Consider the following 18,138-nt stretch of genomic DNA (forward strand, 5'->3'; position numbering starts at 1 on the left):
GCCAGATGACCCGCTGGTGGCCGAGGCCACCGCGCGGGCCAAGCCTCGCGGAACCTGAAGGCCTGGTTGACTGCGGTCAGCCAATCGGTTTGAGAAGGAACGTAAGTACCACACCTTGCTCTACGTTCAGCAGCGCCACAAGGTCTCCGTTGATGTGGGGTTCATCCATGATGCCCCCCACCCGGTAGCCTCGATGGTCGCGCAGATGGCAAACCAGGCCTTCCTCGGTCAATTGCAGCGGTTCGATTTTCCAGTCGTCGGTGACTTGGGCAAACCAGTAGAAACCCAGGTAGCCATTGAGGCTTACACCCAGCTTTTTGGTCTCTGGGCGCCCTGGAATGCTGATGTGGTAGTGCAGGCGGTTTTCGCTGCCTGACTGGTAATGAAAGTCCATCGTCGGCGAGTCGTGGTTGCCGCCGGCCTGCAACCAGTCATCCTCAGGGGTGACGCCCCAACTGAACTTGTCGGTGCTGCGGCTCAGGCGCAGCGGGATGTTGCCTTTGGCGCCGCGCACGTACAGCTTGCCGCGAAACGATCTGGCAAACCCGGTTTGAATGGCTTCGTTCATGGTGTGCTCCTCGATTGGCATTGAGGGGGCACCCTAATGCCAAGTGCGCAGACCACAGCAGATCGAAAGCCTTCCCTTGTTGGTTCAAGTGCTGGCTTCGCTCTCCAGCAGCATGAACAGGCGGTACAACACCACAGTGCTGAACAGCTGCAGGAAGCCACTGAGGCTGTCCATGGCCAGCTCCATGCCGGGCGATGGCTCGGGGAAGGCCATCAGCAGCAGCCCGTCGATCAGCCAGATCGGTGCCAGCACGGCCACCACGCAGATCATGATGCGCATGAAGTGCCCGGTGGTCATGGCTGCGCTTTCGCGCATCGCCTGTACCACGGGGCGGCCGCGAAGTACCAGCAGGTACTCGGCGAACACCAGGTTGATCATGATCCACACGCCCGGGAAGATGAACAGCGCCAGGCCCGCCATGATCAGCAGTGAGCTGATGAGGATCAGCAGGGCCAGCTGCGGCCACAGTTGCAGGGCGCGGGCGAACAGATCGCGCTTGGCGATGTCCTGGCCGTTGCTGCGGGTGTGCAGGTAAAGGATCAGCGCGGCGCTGTACAGCGGGTAGAACAGCAGGCTGACCAGCATGCCGTAGGCCGGTGATGCCTGGTCGCCCAGCTGCCGGTACAGCAGTTGGGTGAGCAGGGCTTCCAGCACCACCAGCGGCAGGCACAGCTGGAGGATGTTCGGCAGGTGGCGGCGGAAGAAGTACAGGGAGTCGCGCAGAACGCTCAGCGGATTCATCAGTCAACATCGCATGGCAGTTAAAACAGGGGCCTAACTTTAGCCCAAAGCGGGCTTGCGGCTGTCACTTGCTGAAAAAAGTTTCACCGCAGCGGTGATTGAATCCCGCGCCGGTACGCCCCATCTTTGACGCTGTCCGTTGTCCCGCTACCCCACGAGGTCGCCCCATGAACACTGAAGAACAAACCCTGATCGACGGCCTGTTCAGCCGCATCAAGCAAGCCGAAGACCCGAGCCAACCGCGTGACGCGCAGGCCCAGGCGTGTATCGAGCAACACCTGCGCCAGCAGCCGGCGGCGCCTTACTACATGGCCCAGGCCATCCTGGTGCAGGAGGCGGCAATCAAGCGCCTCGACGAGCAGAACAAGCAACTGGAAGCCGAGTTGCAGCAGGCCCGGGCTCAGGCCCAGGCCGCACAAGCCGCCACCAGTGCGCCAAGCAATGGCGGTGGTGGTTTCCTGTCCAGCATCTTTGGTTCGGGTGGGCGTAACGCGGCCCCGGCTGTGCAGCCTCAGCGCCCTTCGGCGCCGCCTGTAGCGTCCGGTGGTGGCTGGCGCGAGCCGTCGGCACCTGGCTTCTCCCAGCCGCAAGCGCAACAGCCCGGCTTTGGCGCGGGGCCAGCGCGCAGTGGTGCCAGCAGCTTTCTGGGTGGCGCCATGCAGACCGCAGCAGGGGTAGCCGGCGGTGTGTTGCTGGCGCAGGGCATCAGCAGCCTGTTCAGCCACAACTCGCAGCCGCAAGAGGTGGTCGAGGTGATCAAGGAAGAGCCGACACCGGCCAGCGACAGCGGCGGCTGGAACGACCAGGGCGGGCAGCAGCAAGTGGCTGACAACGATGGTTGGGGCAATGACCAAGGTGGTTATGCCGACACCGATTACGGCAGCGATGATGGCGGGTTCTTCTCGGACGACGATTCGTACGTCTGACAGGTCTGGCATACTGCTGGCATTTCTGGGGGCTGCTTTGCAGCCCTCTGTATTTCTGGCCGACCATGAGGTTCAAGGTGAAAAAGATCGCGCTGTTCGCCGATGTGCAGAACCTCTACTACACCGTGCGCCAGGCTCACGGCTGCCATTTCAACTACACCGCGTTGTGGTCCGACGTCAGCCGTGAAGGCCAGATCGTCGAAGCCGTGGCCTATGCCATCGACCGTGGCGATAGCAAGCAACAGCAGTTCCAGCAGATCTTGCGCAACCTCGGTTTTGATGTGCGCCTCAAACCCTTCATCCAGCGCAGTGACGGTTCGGCCAAAGGTGACTGGGATGTGGGTATCACGCTGGATGTAATCGATGCAGCCAGCCGGGTCGACCAGGTGGTGCTGGCCTCTGGTGATGGCGATTTCGACTTGCTGCTGGAGCGGGTAATCCAGCGCCATGGTACCGAGGCCGTGGTATATGGCGTGCCTGGGCTCACCGCCTTGTCGCTGATCCGTGCTGCCACCCGTTATGTGCCCATCGAGGGTAAGCTATTGCTCAAACATTGAGGCCCTTGCATGGAACGTATTGCTGTCATCGACTTTGAAACCACCGGTATCACCCCCAGTGCAGGTTGCCGTGCCACCGAAGTGGCGGTGGTGATGCTGGAGGGCGGGCGCATCGTCGAGCGCTACCAGAGCCTGATGAACGCGGGCGTGCCGGTACCGGCCTTCGTTGCCGGGTTGACCGGGATCACCACCGCCATGCTGCGCAGCGCGCCGCCGGTGGACAAGGTAATGAACGAAGTGGCCGAGTTTGTCGGCGACACCCCGCTGCTGGCACACAATGCGGCGTTCGACCAAAAGTTCTGGGATTACGAACTGAGCCGCATTGGCCGCAGCCGCAGGCAGTCTTTCGCCTGCTCCCTGCTGCTGTCGCGGCGCCTGCTGCCAATGGCGCCGAACCACAAGCTGGGCACCCTGACCCGCTGGGCCGGGCTGCCGGACACCGGTACCGCGCACCGGGCCATGGCCGATGCCGAGATGGCGGCCAACCTGTTGCAACACCTGGCCGGTGAACTGCGTCAGGCCCATGGTATCCAGCAACTTTCACACGACTTCCTGTGCCGCTTGCAGAAAGTGCCCGCCGCGAAGATTCGCGAAACCTTGGCCAAATACCGTTAAGGCTCCCCACCACCCAAACCGAACGCACCAAAAGTGTGCCGCTCATTTGCGCCGGTTCTGTAACGTATCTTCACCCAGGCAGGCCGTTAAACTGAGTCACCCGTAAACGGATTTCGAGTTTTTCCCATGCCTGCCGCCCGTCGTTTCCCGCTGTTGCTCATTGGTGCTTTCCTGGCCTTGTACCTGGTCTGGGGGTCTACCTACCTGTTCATTCGCATCGGCGTGGAGAGCTGGCCACCGATGCTCATGGCCGGCGTGCGCTTCCTGATTGCCGGGGGCCTGCTGTACGGCTTTTTGCGCTGGCGTGGCGTGCCGGCACCGACCTGGCCGCAATGGCGGGCAGCGGGGGCGATCGGCTTTCTGCTGCTCAGTTGTGGCAACGGCGGTGTGACCGTGGCCGAACACGCTGGGGTGGCGTCGGGTGTGGCGGCGCTGGCAGTGGCGACAGTGCCGTTGTTCACTTTGCTGTTTGGCCTGTTGTTCGGGCACCGTAATTCGAAGCTGGAGTGGGCGGGCATCGCTTTGGGTCTGGTGGGCATCGGCATGCTGAACATGGGGTCCAACCTGCAGGCGAGCCCGATTGGTGCGGCGCTGATCATTTTCGCGGCGGCGTCGTGGGCATTCGGCTCGGTGTGGAGCAAGACCTTGCCGTTGCCCCAGGGGCCGATGGCCAGTGCTGCGGAAATGCTGGTGGGTGGTGCGGTGCTGTTGCTGGGCAGCGTGCTGTCGGGCGAGCGCATGACGCAGATGCCGACCGCAGCAGGTTGGGGGGCGTTGGCCTACCTGGTGTTCTTCGGCTCGATCCTGGCGTTCAGTGCCTACATGTACCTGCTCAAGCATGTGCGCCCGGCTGCCGCCACCAGCTATGCCTACGTCAACCCGGCAGTGGCGGTGTTGCTGGGCATTGTCTTTGCCGGTGAACAGATTGGTGCCGAAGAGTGCGTGGCCATGGCAGTGATCATCGGTGCGGTGGTGCTGATCGGCCTGCCACAGTGGCGCAAGGCGCCCCAGCCCCCTCAGCCGTTGAAAGGCGAAATCTGCAAGTAGGCAGGGGCGATGCGGTAAACTTGCCGCCTTCGCTGAACCCCCTGACGGTATTGCCATGAATTTCGCCAAACTCGGCCTGATCGAACCGCTGCTGCGCACGCTGCAGCAGCTGGACTACACCACCCCGACCCCGGTGCAGGCCAAGGCTATCCCTGCCGTGCTGGCTGGCCGCGACCTGATGGCCGCAGCCCAGACCGGCACCGGCAAGACTGCGGGCTTTGCCTTGCCTGTGCTGCAGCGCCTGGCGCTGGAGGGTGAGAAAGTGGCCAGCAACTCGATCCGTGCGCTGGTGCTGGTGCCCACCCGCGAGCTGGCCGAGCAGGTACACAACAACGTGCGCGAGTACGCCGAGAACCTGCCGCTGAGCACTTACGCGGTGTACGGCGGGGTCAGCATCAACCCGCAGATGATGCGCCTGCGCCGTGGCGTCGACCTGCTGGTGGCCACCCCGGGCCGCTTGCTCGACCTGTTCCGGCAAAACGCGGTGAAGTTCAACCAGGTGCAAACGCTGGTGCTGGATGAAGCCGACCGCATGCTCGACCTGGGCTTTGCCGAAGAACTGCAATCGGTGTACGCCGCGCTGCCACGCAAGCGCCAGACCTTGCTGTTTTCCGCGACCTTCTCTGACCAGATCCGCATGCTGGCGGGGCTGGCGCTGAATGACCCGCTCAGCATCGAAGTGAGCCCGCGCAATGCCACGGCCGCCAGCGTCAAGCAGTGGCTGGTGCCTGTGGATAAAAAGCGCAAGGTCGACCTGTTCTGCCACCTGCTGCGCAAACAGCGCTGGAAGCAGGTCCTGGTATTTGCCAAGACCCGCAATGGCGTTGACCAGCTGGTTGAGCGCTTGCTGGCTGAGGGTGTGAATGCCGATGGTATCCACGGTGACAGGCCGCAAGCCACCCGCCAGCGCGCGCTGGACAGCTTCAAGGCCCGCGAGGTGCAGGTACTGGTGGCGACCGACGTGGCGGCCCGTGGCCTGGACATCGATGATCTTCCGTTGGTGGTCAACCTCGACTTGCCGATCGTGGCCGAGGACTACGTGCACCGCATCGGCCGTACCGGGCGAGCCGGCAACAAGGGCGAGGCGATTTCGCTGGTGTGCGCGGATGAAGTGCAATTGCTGGCGGCCATCGAAGTGCTGACTCGCCAGACACTGCCGCGCCATGAAGAGCCGGACTTCATCCCCGATCACCGGGTGCCGATGACCGATGCCACGGGCCAGGTGATCAAGAAGCCGAAGAAGCCCAAGAAGCCGAAAGAGAACAGCGCCAAGCGTGGGCTGGGGCGCTGGATGGATAGCACTGAAGCGGGTAATGCAGAGCCGGCGGTCAAGGCGGTGCGCAAGGTGCCAAGCTTCAATGGTGGGCCGCGTAAGCGTAAGCCTTGAGATTTTTGGGGCCGCTTTGCGGCCCCGGCAATCTATCAGGAATCCCGCGCCAGCCAATCCGCCGCCGCCCGCCCGGCGCGCAAGCCGCTGGCAAAGCACGCCGTCAGCAAATACCCCCCGGTCGGCGCCTCCCAGTCCAGCATCTCGCCGGCACAGAACACCCCCGGCATGCCCTTGACCATCAACCCTTCATCCAGCCCCTCGAAGCGCACCCCGCCAGCACTGCTGATCGCTTCATCCAGCGGCCGCGTACGCACCAGTGTGATCGGCAATGCCTTGATCGCCTGAGCCAGCGCCTGCGGGTCGGCAAAGGTCGCCTGATCGGTCAGCTCGCGCAGCAACGCAGCCTTCACTCCGTCAATCCCCAACTGGCTGTGCAAGTGTTTGGCCATGGAGCGCGAGCCGCGTGGCTTGGCCAGTGCCTGGGCAATCTTGTCCACAGGCTTGTCCGGCAGCAGGTCGAGCAACAGCAGCCCACGGCCTTCGCGATTGATGGCCTCGCGCACCAATGCCGACCAGGCATATACCAGGCTGCCCTCCACCCCTTGCACGGTGAGGATGAACTCGCCCTTGCGCGGTGCGTTGCCCGGAACGCTGAGGGCAATGTTCTTCAGCGGTGCGCCCGCGAACTTGTCCTTGAGCAGTGCGCTCCAGCCCTCAACTTCAAAACCGCAGTTACTCGGCTGCAAAGGCGAGATATCCACAGCCCGTTCGGCCAGCAGCGCTTGCCAGCTGCCGTCGGAGCCCAATCGCGCCCAGCTGCCACCGCCCAGCGCCAGCACTACGACCGCAGCCTTCACCGCACGCTCGCCCTGTGGATAAGCAATCCGCAAGGCGCCATCCGCGTCCCAGCCCAGCCAGCGGTGTCGGGTGTGGATAACTACCCCGGCGTCGCGCAGGCGCTTGAGCCAGGCACGCAGCAGTGGCGCGGCTTTCATGTCGGTGGGGAACACCCGGCCCGAGGTGCCGACGAAGGTCTCGATGCCCAAACCGTGAATCCACTGGCGCAAGGCGTCGGCATCGAAGTCGCGCAGCAGCGCATCGATTTCGCCCTGACGCCCGGCATAGCGGGCAACGAAGGCCGGGTAGGGCTCGGAGTGGGTGATGTTCATGCCGCCAACACCCGCCAGCAGGAACTTGCGGCCCACGGAAGGCATGGCATCGAACACCTCGACCGCCAGGCCCGCGTGGGCCAGTGCTTCTGCGGCCATCAGGCCGGCAGGGCCGCCACCGATGACGACAGCGAGGGGAGAGGGGGCGGGGTTGAGATCGGGCATGGTGGGCAGCAGGCTGTGGAAAAGAGGCGCATTCTAGCGCAGCGCTGCCCATGGAAGCACTGGTCAAAAAACAATCAGTATCCTGCAGGCCTTGCCCGCAAAGGGCTACAGCGCCTTTCCCGCAGGTTATCCACAAGCGGTTCCACAGTCATTGTGAACAACCGATGACCCGTGCAGCGCTGTGGTGAAGAATGCCGTGGCGCCTGGCCAAGGCCTCGCGGTCCTTGCTGTAGCCGCCGCCGATCACACCCACCACCGGGATATCGCGGCCCAGGCAATGGCGCAGCACTGCTTCGTCACGGGCAGCAACGCCAGCGTCGGTCAGTTGCAGGTAACCCAGCGCGTCGTCCTTGTGCACATCGACGCCAGCGTCATACAACACCAGGTCGGGTTGGTAGAGGGGCAGCAGGTAGTTGAGGGCGTCGTCCACCACCTTCAGGTAGGCTGCGTCGCCCATGCCGCGTGGCAGGGGGATGTCCCAATCGCTTTGTGCCTTGCGCGCCGGGAAGTTTTGTTCGCAATGCAGCGACACGGTGATAGCCTCGGGTGTGTCGTGCAGAATGCGTGCGGTGCCGTCGCCCTGGTGCACATCGCAGTCGAAGATCAGCACCCGGTGTACCCGGCCAGCCTCCAGCAGGTAGCGGCTGATCACGGCCAGGTCGTTGAAAATGCAGAAGCCGGCGGGGTGGTCGTAATGGGCGTGGTGGGTGCCGCCAGCGAGGTGGCAGGCGATGCCGTGCTGCAGCGCCATTTCGGCGGTCAGCAGCGAGCCACCTACGGCGCGTACGGTGCGCCGGGCCAGGGCTTCGCTCCAGGGCAGGCCGAGGCGGCGCTGGTCCTCGCGGGACAGTTCGCCGTTCATGTAGCGTTCGATGTAGCTGCGGTCGTGGGCCAGGGCGAGGATGTCGTTGGGGCAGATGTCCGGGCGCAGCAGGGCCTGATCAGTGGTCAGCCCGCTGTCGACCAGGTGGTCGTGCAGCAGGCGGAACTTGTCCATCGGGAAGCGGTGTTCGGCGGGGAACTCCGGGCTGTAGTCTTCGTGGTAGATCAGCGGCAGCGGCATGGGGTGTTCGCAATCGGGGCCAGTGCTGATCTTGCCAGTTATCGCCCTGCGCTGGCCAATACGCGTTGCCAGTCCGGCTCGTTAAGGCGCCCGAGGATACGCGCCTTGCCGTTGCCATCCACCGACACGAACAGGGCGCTGGCATAGCCGCTTTCACGCTCGCCCCCCACAACGTTCTGCTGGCGGGCGAAATGGTCGATGCAGCCGTTGTGGGTTACCAGCACCAGGTTATGCCCGGGCCGTTTATGGGCCAATGCCTCACTGGCGAATTGCTTGTCGCAACCTTCCAGCCAGTCCTCGCTGGCCACCGCCTGGCCGAGGATGAAGTGCGCGGTTTGCCGGGTACGCAGTTTCGGGCTGCTGAGCAGGTCGGCATTGTCCAGGCCCAACTGGTGCAGCCCCTGGCCAACGCGGCCAGCGGCCTGGCTGCCGGCCACGGTGATACCGGTGGGGTCGTCCAGGCAGGGGCCGGGCGCGCTGTCGCAGCGTTCGGCGTGGCGGATCATCACGATCACTGCGCCATCGGCCCAATCCTGCAGCAGGCCGCTGTCACTCAGTTGTTGCTCGTTGCCAAGGTCCACGATATGCGTCCTCGTCGCCAGCCAGGTGGTCAACGCCGCCACGACCATGCACAGGCCAAGGGCGGCACCGAGGGCTTTGCGGGACAGGCGTCGCTTGCGCCGGGCGTGGATGGCAGGGTGCCCCAGGGTATTGCTCGATAGCATGCGTTGCTCCATTTGGCATGGCCGCGCTTGGCGCGGCAGTGATGGCGGCATCCTGCCAAGCACCCTGTCGGGAGGCAGTGAAGGGCATGTGAAAATTGCATTCGGCTGATGGCGGCTGGGTGAAACCTGCGCCCGCGCCTACGCTGTAAACTGCAACACGGCAAAACCGGAGCAGGCCCGATGACCCCCATTCTTGAACTGGAAAGCGCACGGCTGGTGCTGCGCCAATGGCATGACGACGACCTGCGCGAGTTCGCCGCGCTGTGTGCAGACCCCCAGGTAATGCGCTACTTCCCGGCGCCGCTGACGCGCCTTGAAGCGGCTGCACTGATTGGCCGCGTGCGTGGGCACTTCAACGAGTACGGTTTTGGTTTATGGGCGCTGGAGCGCAAGGACAGCGGTGCGTTCATCGGCATGACCGGGTTGTTGCATGTCGGCTTCGATGCCGATTTTGCGCCGGCTGTGGAGATTGGCTGGCGCCTGGCACGGCGGCACTGGGGCCTGGGGTTCGCCAGCGAGGCGGCGTGGACCTGCCTGCGTTGTGCTTTCGCCCAATTGCGCCTGGAAGAGGTGGTGTCGTTCACTAGCGAGAGCAACCTGCCGTCGCAGAAGGTGATGCAGGCCATTGGCATGCAGCAGGACCTGAACGGCAGCTTCGAACACCCCCGCCTGCCCGAGGGCCACCCGCTGCGCCCGCATGTGCTGTACCGCATCGACCGCGCACACTGGGAAAAGACCCTGCGTGCCTGAATGCACGGCCATGCCCGGCGCGAATGACAAACCCTGTATCATTTGCCCTTATCAAAGAGCGCTGTAGAGACGTGTTGCCTTGCGAGGAGAACCCCCAATGAGTCATGTGTTGGACGACCTGGTCGACCTGTTGAGCCTCGAAGCCATCGAGGAGAACCTGTTCCGTGGACGTAGCCAGGACCTGGGCTTCCGCCAGCTGTACGGTGGGCAAGTGCTGGGCCAGTCCTTGTCGGCGGCCAGCCAGACGGTCGAGGACGCTCGCCATGTGCATTCGTTGCACGGCTACTTCCTGCGCCCGGGCGATGCCAGCCTGCCGGTGGTGTACTCGGTTGACCGCGTGCGCGATGGCGGCAGCTTCAGCACCCGGCGGGTGACGGCGATTCAGAAGGGCCAGACCATCTTCACCTGCAGCGCGTCGTTCCAGTACGACGAGGAAGGTTTCGAGCACCAGGCGCAGATGCCAGACGTGGTCGGCCCGGAAAACCTGCCCACCGAGGTGGAGCTGGCCCGCGCCATGGCCGACCAGCTGCCAGAGCGCATTCGCGACAAGGTGCTGTGCGCCAAGCCGATCGAAATTCGCCCGGTCACCGAGCGCGACCCGTTCAACCCCAAGCCTGGCGACCCGGTGAAGTACGCCTGGTTCCGCGCCGACGGCAACCTGCCCGACGTACCTGCCCTGCACAAGTACATGCTGGCCTACGCCTCGGACTTCGGCCTGCTGACCACGTCATTGTTGCCGCATGGCAAATCGGTGTGGCAGCGCGACATGCAGATCGCCAGCCTCGACCATTCGCTGTGGTTCCATGGCAACCTGCGTGCCGACGAGTGGCTGCTGTACGCCACCGACAGCCCGTGGGCCGGTAATTCCCGTGGTTTCTGCCGTGGCAGCATCTTCAACCAGGCCGGGCAACTGGTGGCATCGTCGAGCCAGGAAGGCCTGATTCGCCACCGTAAGGACTGGGCATGAGCCTGGGCGAGGTACGCAACTGGGTGTTCGACATGGACGGCACCCTGACCGTGGCCGTGCACGATTTCGCCGCCATACGCGTGGCGCTGGACATCCCGGCCGAGCACGACATCCTCACCCACCTGGCGGCCTTGCCGGCAGACGAAGCGGCGGCCAAGCATGCCTGGCTGCTGGAGCACGAACGCGACCTGGCGCTCGCCTCCACGGCGGCCTCCGGGGCGGTGGAGCTGGTGCGTGAGTTGGCCGAGCGTGGTTGCCGGCTGGGTATTCTCACCCGCAATGCACGTGAGCTGGCGCATGTGACGCTGGAGGCCATCGGCCTGGCGGACTGCTTCCCGGTGGAGCACATTCTGGGACGTGACGAGGCCGCACCTAAGCCGAGCCCGGATGGGTTGCTGAAGATTGCCAGTGCCTGGGGCGTGGCGCCGAGCGAGCTGGTGATGGTGGGGGATTACCGGTTCGACCTGGACTGCGGGCGCGCGGCGGGCGCGCGGACGGTGCTGGTGAACTTGCCGGATAACCCATGGCCGGAGCTGGTGGATTGGCATGCTGCCGATTGCCGGAAATTGAAGGTGATGCTGGGTTGACCGTTGTGTCGCCTGTACGGGCCCTTTGGCGGGCATGCCCGCGAAAGGGCCTGACCTGTCTATGCTGAACTCCACTCTTTCCCCTGATACGGAGACCCACCCATGACCAGCAAAGCCATCTACGTACAACCCGGCGGGGGCTACGACAAGGTCGAGGTCGGCACCCGCGAGGCTGCCGCGCCCGAGGCCGGCGAGATCACCGTGCGCTTGCACGCCAGCTCCCTCAACTACCACGACTTCGCCGTGGTCAGCGGCATGTGGGGCCCGAGCGAGCGGCGCATCCCCATGGCCGATGGCGCCGGCGAAGTGGTCGCGGTGGGGGCTGGTGTCACCGAGTTCCAGGTTGGCGACCACGTGGTCAGCACCTTTTTCCCCGACTGGCTCGACGGCCAGGCCAATGTCGAAGGCTTTGCCAGAGTGCCCGGCGACGGCATCGATGGTTATGCCCGGGAACAGGTCACTGCCCGCGCTACCGCGTTTACCCTGGCACCCAAGGGCTTCAGCCACGCCGAGGCGGCTACGCTGACTACAGCCGGCCTTACCGCCTGGCGTGCGTTGATGAGCGATGACCACCTCAAGCCGGGCGACACGGTGCTGGTACAGGGCACGGGTGGCGTGTCGATCTTCGCCCTGCAGTTCGCCAAGCTGGCCGGTGCGACGGTAATCGCCACCTCGTCCAGCGATGCCAAGCTGGAGCGCCTCAAGGCCCTGGGTGCCGATCACCTTATCAATTACAAGAGCACCCCGGCCTGGGGTGAAAAAGTGCGCGAGCTGACCGGTAATCGCGGCGTCGATCATGTGATTGAAGTGGGCGGCCCGGCGACGTTGGAGCAGTCGATGATTGCCGCGCGCATTGGTGGGCATGTGTCGCTGATCGGCATCCTCACCGGTGTGGCGGGGCAGTTGCCGCTGGTACAGGCGCTGGTGCGACAAATTCGCCTGCAAGGTGTGCTGGTGGGCAGCCGCGCGCAGCAACAGGCGATGGTGCGGGCAATCGATGCCAACGGTCTGCGGCCAGTGGTGGACAAGCACTTCGAGCTGGAGCAGATCGTCGAGGCGTTCCGTTACCAGGAAAGCAACCGGCATTTCGGCAAGATTTGCCTGACCTGGTGAGGTGAGCCGGCCGGATGTAACGGCCGGGTGGGCACAACATCTAATCCGGCAGCAACCGGTCACGGCTGTTGGACAGGTGCAGGCAGATCGCCGCCCGCGCTGCATCCGGGTCTTGCCGGCGGATGGCATTGAGCACGGCCTCATGCTCCAGGTTCGCCAGGTAAGCCTGCCGCGCCAGCTTCGCCCCACCGCGTTCGGCCAGCGCCATGCGGTTGCGGGGGATCAGGCTGTTGCCCAGTTGCAGCAGCATCTCGGTGAAGTACAGGTTACCGGTGGCCTCGGCAATCAACAGGTGGAAGCGCCGGTCCGCCTCGATGCAGCTGTCACCGGCCGCCGCCAGGTCCTGGTAGTCATCCAGTGCCTGGCGCATGCGAGCCAGGTGCCCCTCGTCACGGCGCAGCGCGGCCAGAGCCGCGGCCTGGCCTTCCAGGCCAATGCGCAGCTCCAGCAGGTCGCGCACATTGGCTGCGCTCTCCGCGCCGATGCGCAGCCCCGCCTGTGGCTGGCGCTCCATCACGAAGGTACCGATACCGTGGCGCGGCTCCACCAGCCCCGAGGCCTGCAATTTCGACAAGGCTTCACGCACCACCGTGCGGCTGACGCCATGCTCGCGCACCAGGGTGTTCTCCGAGGGCAATTTGTCCCCAGGCCTGAAGGTGCCCAACAAAATCTGTTGGGTCAGGCTGGAGACCAGGTCATGGGCGCGGCTATGGCCGCGTTTGTGCGTGTGTTCGGGGTCCATGGTGTGCGCCACTTCTTGCTGTGCTTGTACGACAAGTTAAACCATAAAAATATTTTTTGCCGTTTTTTTCTGTTTCCAATCCCAAGATTAGCCGCTGTGTTTTTGCAAGATCGCAGCAAATTGGCATTATGACAGCTTGTATTTTGCGTATTTGTCGACTTTATTGATCTTGTCGTACAACTTCGCTGGGCATATGCTCATCCCACTGCCATGTCAGACAACTCAGACCCGCACAAAAACAATTAGTGGGAGATTCACAAGTGAACGACACCCTCGCTCCGTCTGCCCGGACTGAAGGCGACGCGTTGGCCAGTGCCGTGGCCAAGGTCAAGCGCCACGTCCTGCCGCTGTTCGTCATCATGTTCATCGTCAACTACCTCGACCGCGTCAATATCGGTTTCATCCGCCCGCACCTGGAAAGCGACCTGGGCATCAGTGCCGCGGCTTATGGTTTTGGTGCCGGCTTGTTCTTCATTGGCTACGCCTTGTTCGAAGTGCCTTCGAACATGTTGCTGCAGAAGGTGGGCGCGCGGCTTTGGCTGACGCGCATCATGTTCACCTGGGGGCTGGTGGCCACGGCCATGGCCTTTGTGCAGAACGAAACTCAGTTCTACGTGCTGCGCTTTTTGCTGGGTGTTGCCGAAGCGGGCTTCTTCCCCGGTGTGATCTACTACTTCACCCGCTGGCTGCCAGGTGCGGAGCGTGGCAAGGCGATTGCCATCTTCCTCAGCGGCTCGGCGCTGGCCTCGCTGATTTCCGGGCCGCTGGCCGGTGCGCTGATGCAGATTCAGGGCCTGGGTATGCATGGCTGGCAGTGGATGCTGTTCATCGAAGGCATGGCCTCGGTGGTGCTGTGCTTCTTCGTGTTCTTCTGGCTGGATTCCAAACCACAGGATGCCAAGTGGTTGAGCCAGGCCGAGCAAGACGCGCTCGTGGCTACCATCGACCGCGAGCAGCGAGAGCGCGAAGCGGTGGGGGCGGTCAAACCATCGGCCTGGAGCCTGCTGAAGGACCGCCAGATTGTCCTGTTCTGCCTCATCTACTTCTGCATCCAGCTGACTATCTACGCTGCCACCTTCTGGTTGCCGAGCATCATCAAGCGCATGGGTGACCTCAGCGACTTGCAGGTAGGCTTCTTCAACTCGATCCCGTGGCTGATCTCGATCCTGGCCATGTATGCCTTCGCTGCCGGTTCTGCGCGCTGGAAGTTCCAGCAGGCGTGGGTGGCCGGGGCGCTGGTGGTCGCTGCCATCGGCATGTTCGTGTCCACCACCGGCGGGCCGGTGTTTGCCTTCGTGGCCGTGTGCTTCGCCGCCATCGGTTTCAAGTCGGCGTCGTCTCTGTTCTGGCCGATTCCACAGGGTTACCTGGACGCCCGCATCGCGGCGGCCGTGATCGCCCTGATCAACTCGGTCGGCAACCTTGGTGGCTTCGTCGCCCCTACCACCTTCGGTTTTCTGGAGCAGCAGACCGGCTCGATCCAGGGCGGCCTATATGGCCTGGCGGTGACCTCGGTGCTGGCGGCCATAGCCATCTTCTTTGTACGCACTCGCCCGAAGGGCGCCCCTTCTGACGACCTCAAGGCCCGTTCGGCCCTGGGCCAGACCCACTGATGACTGCGAGACAACAACCATGAATATGCAGACCAATCCCGCCGTTCACACCAGCACCCCAGTGGTCACCGACCTGCGCGTGATCCCTGTGGCTGGCCATGACAGCATGCTGCTCAACCTCAGTGGCGCCCATGGCCCGTTCTTTACCCGCAACGTAGTGGTGCTGCGCGACAGCGCTGGCAACACCGGGCTGGGTGAAGTGCCGGGTGGGGAAAAAATTCGGCAAACCCTGGAAGACGCCCGCAGCCTGGTGGTCGGCCAGCCGATCGGCCATTACCAGCGCGTGCTCAATGCCATGCGCCAGAGCTTCGCCAACCGCGACTCGGCGGGGCGCGGGCTGCAAACCTTCGACCTGCGCATTACCGTGCATGCGGTAACCGCCATCGAATCGGCGCTGCTCGACCTGCTCGGCCAACACCTCAACGTGCCGATGGCGGCATTGCTGGGTGAAGGGCAGCAACGCGATGCCGTGAAGATGCTGGGTTACCTGTTCTACATCGGCGACCGCCAGCAGACCGACCTGGCCTACCGCAACGAAGCCGATGCCGAGGATGACTGGTTCCGCGTGCGCCACGAAAAGGCCCTGACCCCGGAAGCAGTGGTGCGCCTGGCGGAGGCCGCCAAGGCGCGTTATGGCTTCAGTGACTTCAAGCTCAAGGGCGGTGTACTGCGGGGAGAAGAAGAGATGGAGGCGGTAACGGCCCTGGCCGAGCGCTTCCCCGAAGCCCGTATTACCCTCGACCCGAACGGTGCGTGGTCGTTGAAGGAAGCCATTGCCCTGTGCCGCGACAAGCACGACGTGCTGGCCTACGCCGAAGACCCGTGCGGTGCCGAGAACGGTTACTCGGGCCGCGAGGTGATGGCCGAGTTCCGTCGCGCCACCGGCTTGCCGACCGCCACCAACATGATCGCCACCGACTGGCGGCAGATGGGCCATGCAATCCAGTTGCAGTCAGTGGACATCCCGCTGGCCGACCCGCACTTCTGGACCTTGCAGGGTTCGGTACGGGTGGCGCAGATGTGCAATGACTGGGGGCTGACCTGGGGTTCGCATTCGAACAACCACTTCGACATTTCGCTGGCGATGTTCACCCAGGTGGCGGCTGCGGCGCCGGGCGAGATCACTGCGATCGACACCCACTGGATCTGGCAGGATGGCCAGCGCCTGACCCGCGAGCCGCTGCGCATTGTCGACGGGCATGTACGGGTACCGGCACGGCCGGGGCTGGGGGTGGAGCTGGATGAGGATCAGCTGGCCAAGGCGCATGAGTGCTACCGCAACATGGGCCTGGGCGCGCGGGATGACAGCGTGGCGATGCAGTTCCTGATTCCGGGGTGGAGCTTCGATAACAAGCGGCCTTGCCTGGTGCGTTAAAGCTGCCGGCCTCTTCGCGGGCTTGCCCGCGAAGAGGCCATCACCTTTTATCCTGCTTCAAAGAAGGTCCGCGCCATCTCTACAAATGTCCCCAGCACCGGGTTGGGGTTATCCCGGCAGTAGGCCAAAAATATCTCTGCCTGCTGCTCCATCCCCACCAGCGGCCTGAACACCACCTGTTCCAGGCGCAGCGCCTGCGCCGAGGCCGGTACCACCGCGCACCCCAACCCCACATTGACCAGGCCCAGAATAGAATGCGTCTGCCCCAGCTGGTGCAGGTACTTCGGCTGCACTTCGTGCCGCGCAAACAGGTTGGCAATGCGGTCATGGAAGTAGCGCCCTTCGTTGGCGCTGTACATCACGAAAGGCTGCTCATCGAAGTCGCTTGGCCTGATCCGCTCGCGCGGTGCCAGCGCATGCCCGGCGGGCAGGGCGGCGACGAAGGGTTCGCGGTGAATCGGCAGGTACTCCACGCGCGCACTGGGCAGCACCTGGCGCACCAGGCCGACATCGATCAGACCGGCTTCCAGGTCGTGCACCTGGGTACTGGAAACCCGTTCGCTGAGCACCAGTTCGATATCCGGCAGCGTCTGCCCGGCATGCACCAGCAAGCGCGGGATCATGCTGTAGGCCCCCACCGCAGTGAAGCCCAGGGTCAGCCGGCCTGCCTCGCCATGGGCGATGCGCCGTGCCGAGTGGCTGGCCGAGTCGGCGATTTGCAGGATGCGCCGGGCGTCTTCAAGAAAGCTCTGGCCCGCCAGGGTCAGCCGCGCCTGGCGGTTGTTACGCTCAAGCAGCAGTACACCCAGGGAATGTTCCAGCAGTTGTATCTGCCGGCTCAAGGGCGGCTGGGTCATGTGCAGGCGGGTGGCGGCACGGCCGAAATGCAGCTCTTCGGCAACGGCCACGAAGCAGCGCAACTGGTGCAGCTCCATGATTCAATTCCTGAATTATTCGATCCAGTATCTATATTAGACCTGTATCAATTGCAGGCCTAGCATCGAGTCATGTCTTCGAACTGCCGGATGCTCGACATGAACGAAAATGCCATCGAAGTGCTGCTGACCCAGCCAGTCCCCGAGGCCATCGATGCCCAGCTGGTCAGCGCTTATCAGGTGCATCGCCTGTATCAACAGCGCGACCCGCAACAGCTGATCAACGACGTTGGCCCACGCATTCGCGGTGTGGTCACTGGCGGTGCCAAAGGGCTGTCCAATGCGCTGATGGATCAGCTGCCCGCGCTGGAGATCATCGCCATCAGCGGCATCGGTACCGACGCCGTGGACCTGCGCCATGCAGCCAGCCGCGGCATCCATGTCACCACAACACCGGGTGTACTCACCGCCGACGTGGCTGACCTGGCGATGGGCCTGATCATCAACACCTTGCGCCGTTTGGGCGAGGGCGAACGGCTGGTGCGCGATGGTTTGTGGGGCAAGGTCGACCTGCCGCTGGCGCGGCGGGTCAGTGGTATCGACCTGGGCATTGTCGGGCTTGGCCAGGTGGGCAAGGCGATTGCCCGGCGTGCGGCGGCATTCGACATGCGCATTGCCTACAACGGGCGGCGTGAACAGCCGGAAACGGGCTACCGCTATGAGGCTGACCTGGTCGAGCTGGCGCGGTCGGTGGACGTGCTGGTGGTCGCTGCCTCCGCCGATGGCGGGCAGGTGTTGGTAACGGCCGAGGTGCTGGAGGCACTGGGGCCGAATGGTTACCTGATCAACGTGGCGCGCGGCAAGTTGGTGGATGAAGACGCGCTGGTCGAGGCATTGCGCGAGCAGCGTATCGCCGGCGCCGGGCTGGACGTGTTCGTCGATGAGCCGCAGGTGCCGCCGGCCTTGCGTGACCTCAACCAGGTCAGCCTTCAGCCGCATCGGGGTAGTGCCACGTTGCAGACTCGGCTGGAGATGGGGGGCATGGTCTTAAGCAATCTGGAGGCTTGCTTCCGGAGTGAGATGCCGCCGAATCGGGTGGTTTACCGCTAGGGCCTCTTCGCGGGCGTGCCCGCGAAGAGGCCAGTACAAGCAGCTCAAAGGCCCAAGGGCCACACCTTCTCTTCACAAGAACAATCGCTTCCATCGAGAA

At 63.8% G+C, this 18,138-nt stretch carries 19 protein-coding genes; 12 read left to right on the forward strand and 7 right to left on the reverse strand.

Annotated features, from left to right (window positions below; genetic code table 11):
* Positions 1-76: 76 nt before the first annotated feature.
* Together PM2_RS26095 and PM2_RS26100 are read right to left on the reverse strand one after the other, a co-directional pair.
* Complete coding sequence (locus tag PM2_RS26095) at positions 77-568, reverse strand: hypothetical protein (protein WP_016712139.1); 492 nt, start codon at positions 566-568, stop codon at positions 77-79.
* A gap of 84 nt (positions 569-652) precedes the next feature.
* Entirely contained in the window at positions 653-1,309 is a 657-nt protein-coding gene (locus PM2_RS26100) for a YciC family protein (RefSeq protein WP_016712138.1), read from the reverse strand.
* A gap of 167 nt (positions 1,310-1,476) precedes the next feature.
* Between PM2_RS26100 and PM2_RS26105 the strand changes: the two genes are divergently transcribed.
* From PM2_RS26105 to rhlE1, 5 genes are all read left to right on the forward strand, one after another.
* The gene (locus PM2_RS26105) at positions 1,477-2,235 is read left to right on the forward strand and encodes a DUF2076 domain-containing protein (RefSeq protein WP_028699931.1); all 759 of its coding nucleotides are present in this window, start codon (positions 1,477-1,479) and stop codon (positions 2,233-2,235) included.
* A gap of 65 nt (positions 2,236-2,300) precedes the next feature.
* Positions 2,301-2,792, forward strand: a complete 492-nt coding sequence (locus PM2_RS26110) for an NYN domain-containing protein (RefSeq protein WP_174442282.1) — start codon at positions 2,301-2,303, stop codon at positions 2,790-2,792.
* A gap of 9 nt (positions 2,793-2,801) precedes the next feature.
* Positions 2,802-3,407, forward strand: a complete 606-nt coding sequence (locus PM2_RS26115) for a 3'-5' exonuclease (RefSeq protein WP_028699929.1) — start codon at positions 2,802-2,804, stop codon at positions 3,405-3,407.
* Positions 3,408-3,533: 126 nt separating this feature from the next.
* Entirely contained in the window at positions 3,534-4,454 is a 921-nt protein-coding gene (yedA, locus tag PM2_RS26120; RefSeq protein WP_016712134.1) for a drug/metabolite exporter YedA, read from the forward strand.
* A gap of 55 nt (positions 4,455-4,509) precedes the next feature.
* Complete coding sequence (gene rhlE1, locus PM2_RS26125) at positions 4,510-5,841, forward strand: RNA helicase RhlE1 (RefSeq protein ID WP_016712133.1); 1,332 nt, start codon at positions 4,510-4,512, stop codon at positions 5,839-5,841.
* A gap of 35 nt (positions 5,842-5,876) precedes the next feature.
* Here rhlE1 and PM2_RS26130 read toward each other — a convergent pair whose 3' ends face one another.
* The 3 genes from PM2_RS26130 to pmrG all read right to left on the reverse strand — a co-directional run bounded on the left by PM2_RS26130 (position 5,877) and on the right by pmrG (position 8,906).
* Positions 5,877-7,118, reverse strand: coding sequence for a TIGR03862 family flavoprotein (locus PM2_RS26130; RefSeq protein WP_016712132.1), 1,242 nt, complete (start codon positions 7,116-7,118; stop codon positions 5,877-5,879).
* 148 nt (positions 7,119-7,266) lie between these two features.
* On the reverse strand, positions 7,267-8,181 hold the full coding sequence (locus PM2_RS26135; protein WP_016712131.1) for a histone deacetylase family protein: 915 nt from the start codon (positions 8,179-8,181) through the stop codon (positions 7,267-7,269).
* 38 nt (positions 8,182-8,219) lie between these two features.
* Entirely contained in the window at positions 8,220-8,906 is a 687-nt protein-coding gene (gene pmrG, locus PM2_RS26140; protein ID WP_019097495.1) for a lipopolysaccharide core heptose(II)-phosphate phosphatase PmrG, read from the reverse strand.
* A gap of 180 nt (positions 8,907-9,086) precedes the next feature.
* Between pmrG and PM2_RS26145 the strand changes: the two genes are divergently transcribed.
* The 4 genes from PM2_RS26145 (at position 9,087) to PM2_RS26160 (ending at position 12,323) form a co-directional block, all read left to right on the forward strand.
* Positions 9,087-9,656: a GNAT family N-acetyltransferase gene (locus tag PM2_RS26145; protein WP_019097494.1), complete on the forward strand. Its 570-nt coding sequence runs from the start codon at positions 9,087-9,089 to the stop codon at positions 9,654-9,656.
* Positions 9,657-9,753: 97 nt separating this feature from the next.
* Positions 9,754-10,623, forward strand: coding sequence for an acyl-CoA thioesterase II (gene tesB / locus PM2_RS26150; protein WP_016712127.1), 870 nt, complete (start codon positions 9,754-9,756; stop codon positions 10,621-10,623).
* The gene (locus PM2_RS26155) at positions 10,620-11,210 is read left to right on the forward strand and encodes an HAD family hydrolase (protein WP_016712126.1); all 591 of its coding nucleotides are present in this window, start codon (positions 10,620-10,622) and stop codon (positions 11,208-11,210) included. The genes tesB and PM2_RS26155 overlap by 4 nt, the downstream gene beginning before the upstream one ends.
* A 102-nt stretch (positions 11,211-11,312) precedes the next feature.
* Positions 11,313-12,323: a zinc-dependent alcohol dehydrogenase family protein gene (locus PM2_RS26160; RefSeq protein WP_016712125.1), complete on the forward strand. Its 1,011-nt coding sequence runs from the start codon at positions 11,313-11,315 to the stop codon at positions 12,321-12,323.
* Positions 12,324-12,363: 40 nt separating this feature from the next.
* Here PM2_RS26160 and PM2_RS26165 read toward each other — a convergent pair whose 3' ends face one another.
* A complete protein-coding gene (locus PM2_RS26165) occupies positions 12,364-13,065 on the reverse strand; it encodes a FadR/GntR family transcriptional regulator (RefSeq protein ID WP_016712124.1) in 702 nt (233 codons plus the stop codon).
* A gap of 260 nt (positions 13,066-13,325) precedes the next feature.
* Between PM2_RS26165 and PM2_RS26170 the strand changes: the two genes are divergently transcribed.
* Both PM2_RS26170 and gudD read left to right on the forward strand, forming a co-directional pair.
* Positions 13,326-14,678 (forward strand): MFS transporter, encoded by a 1,353-nt coding sequence (locus PM2_RS26170; protein WP_016712123.1) that lies wholly within the window; start codon positions 13,326-13,328, stop codon positions 14,676-14,678.
* A gap of 19 nt (positions 14,679-14,697) precedes the next feature.
* Positions 14,698-16,053 (forward strand): glucarate dehydratase, encoded by a 1,356-nt coding sequence (gene gudD, locus PM2_RS26175; RefSeq protein WP_019097490.1) that lies wholly within the window; start codon positions 14,698-14,700, stop codon positions 16,051-16,053.
* Between the two features lie 47 nt (positions 16,054-16,100).
* Here the strand turns inward: gudD and PM2_RS26180 are convergent, their stop codons facing one another.
* A complete protein-coding gene (locus tag PM2_RS26180; RefSeq protein ID WP_028699928.1) occupies positions 16,101-16,988 on the reverse strand; it encodes a LysR family transcriptional regulator in 888 nt (295 codons plus the stop codon).
* 99 nt (positions 16,989-17,087) lie between these two features.
* On the opposite strand from PM2_RS26180, the gene PM2_RS26185 reads away from it, so the two are divergent.
* The gene (locus tag PM2_RS26185; RefSeq protein ID WP_025754304.1) at positions 17,088-18,038 is read left to right on the forward strand and encodes a 2-hydroxyacid dehydrogenase; all 951 of its coding nucleotides are present in this window, start codon (positions 17,088-17,090) and stop codon (positions 18,036-18,038) included.
* Positions 18,039-18,138: the final 100 nt, after the last annotated feature.

It is taken from the genome of Pseudomonas monteilii NBRC 103158 = DSM 14164 (genome assembly GCF_000730605.1).
Lineage (GTDB): Bacteria > Pseudomonadota > Gammaproteobacteria > Pseudomonadales > Pseudomonadaceae > Aquipseudomonas > Aquipseudomonas monteilii.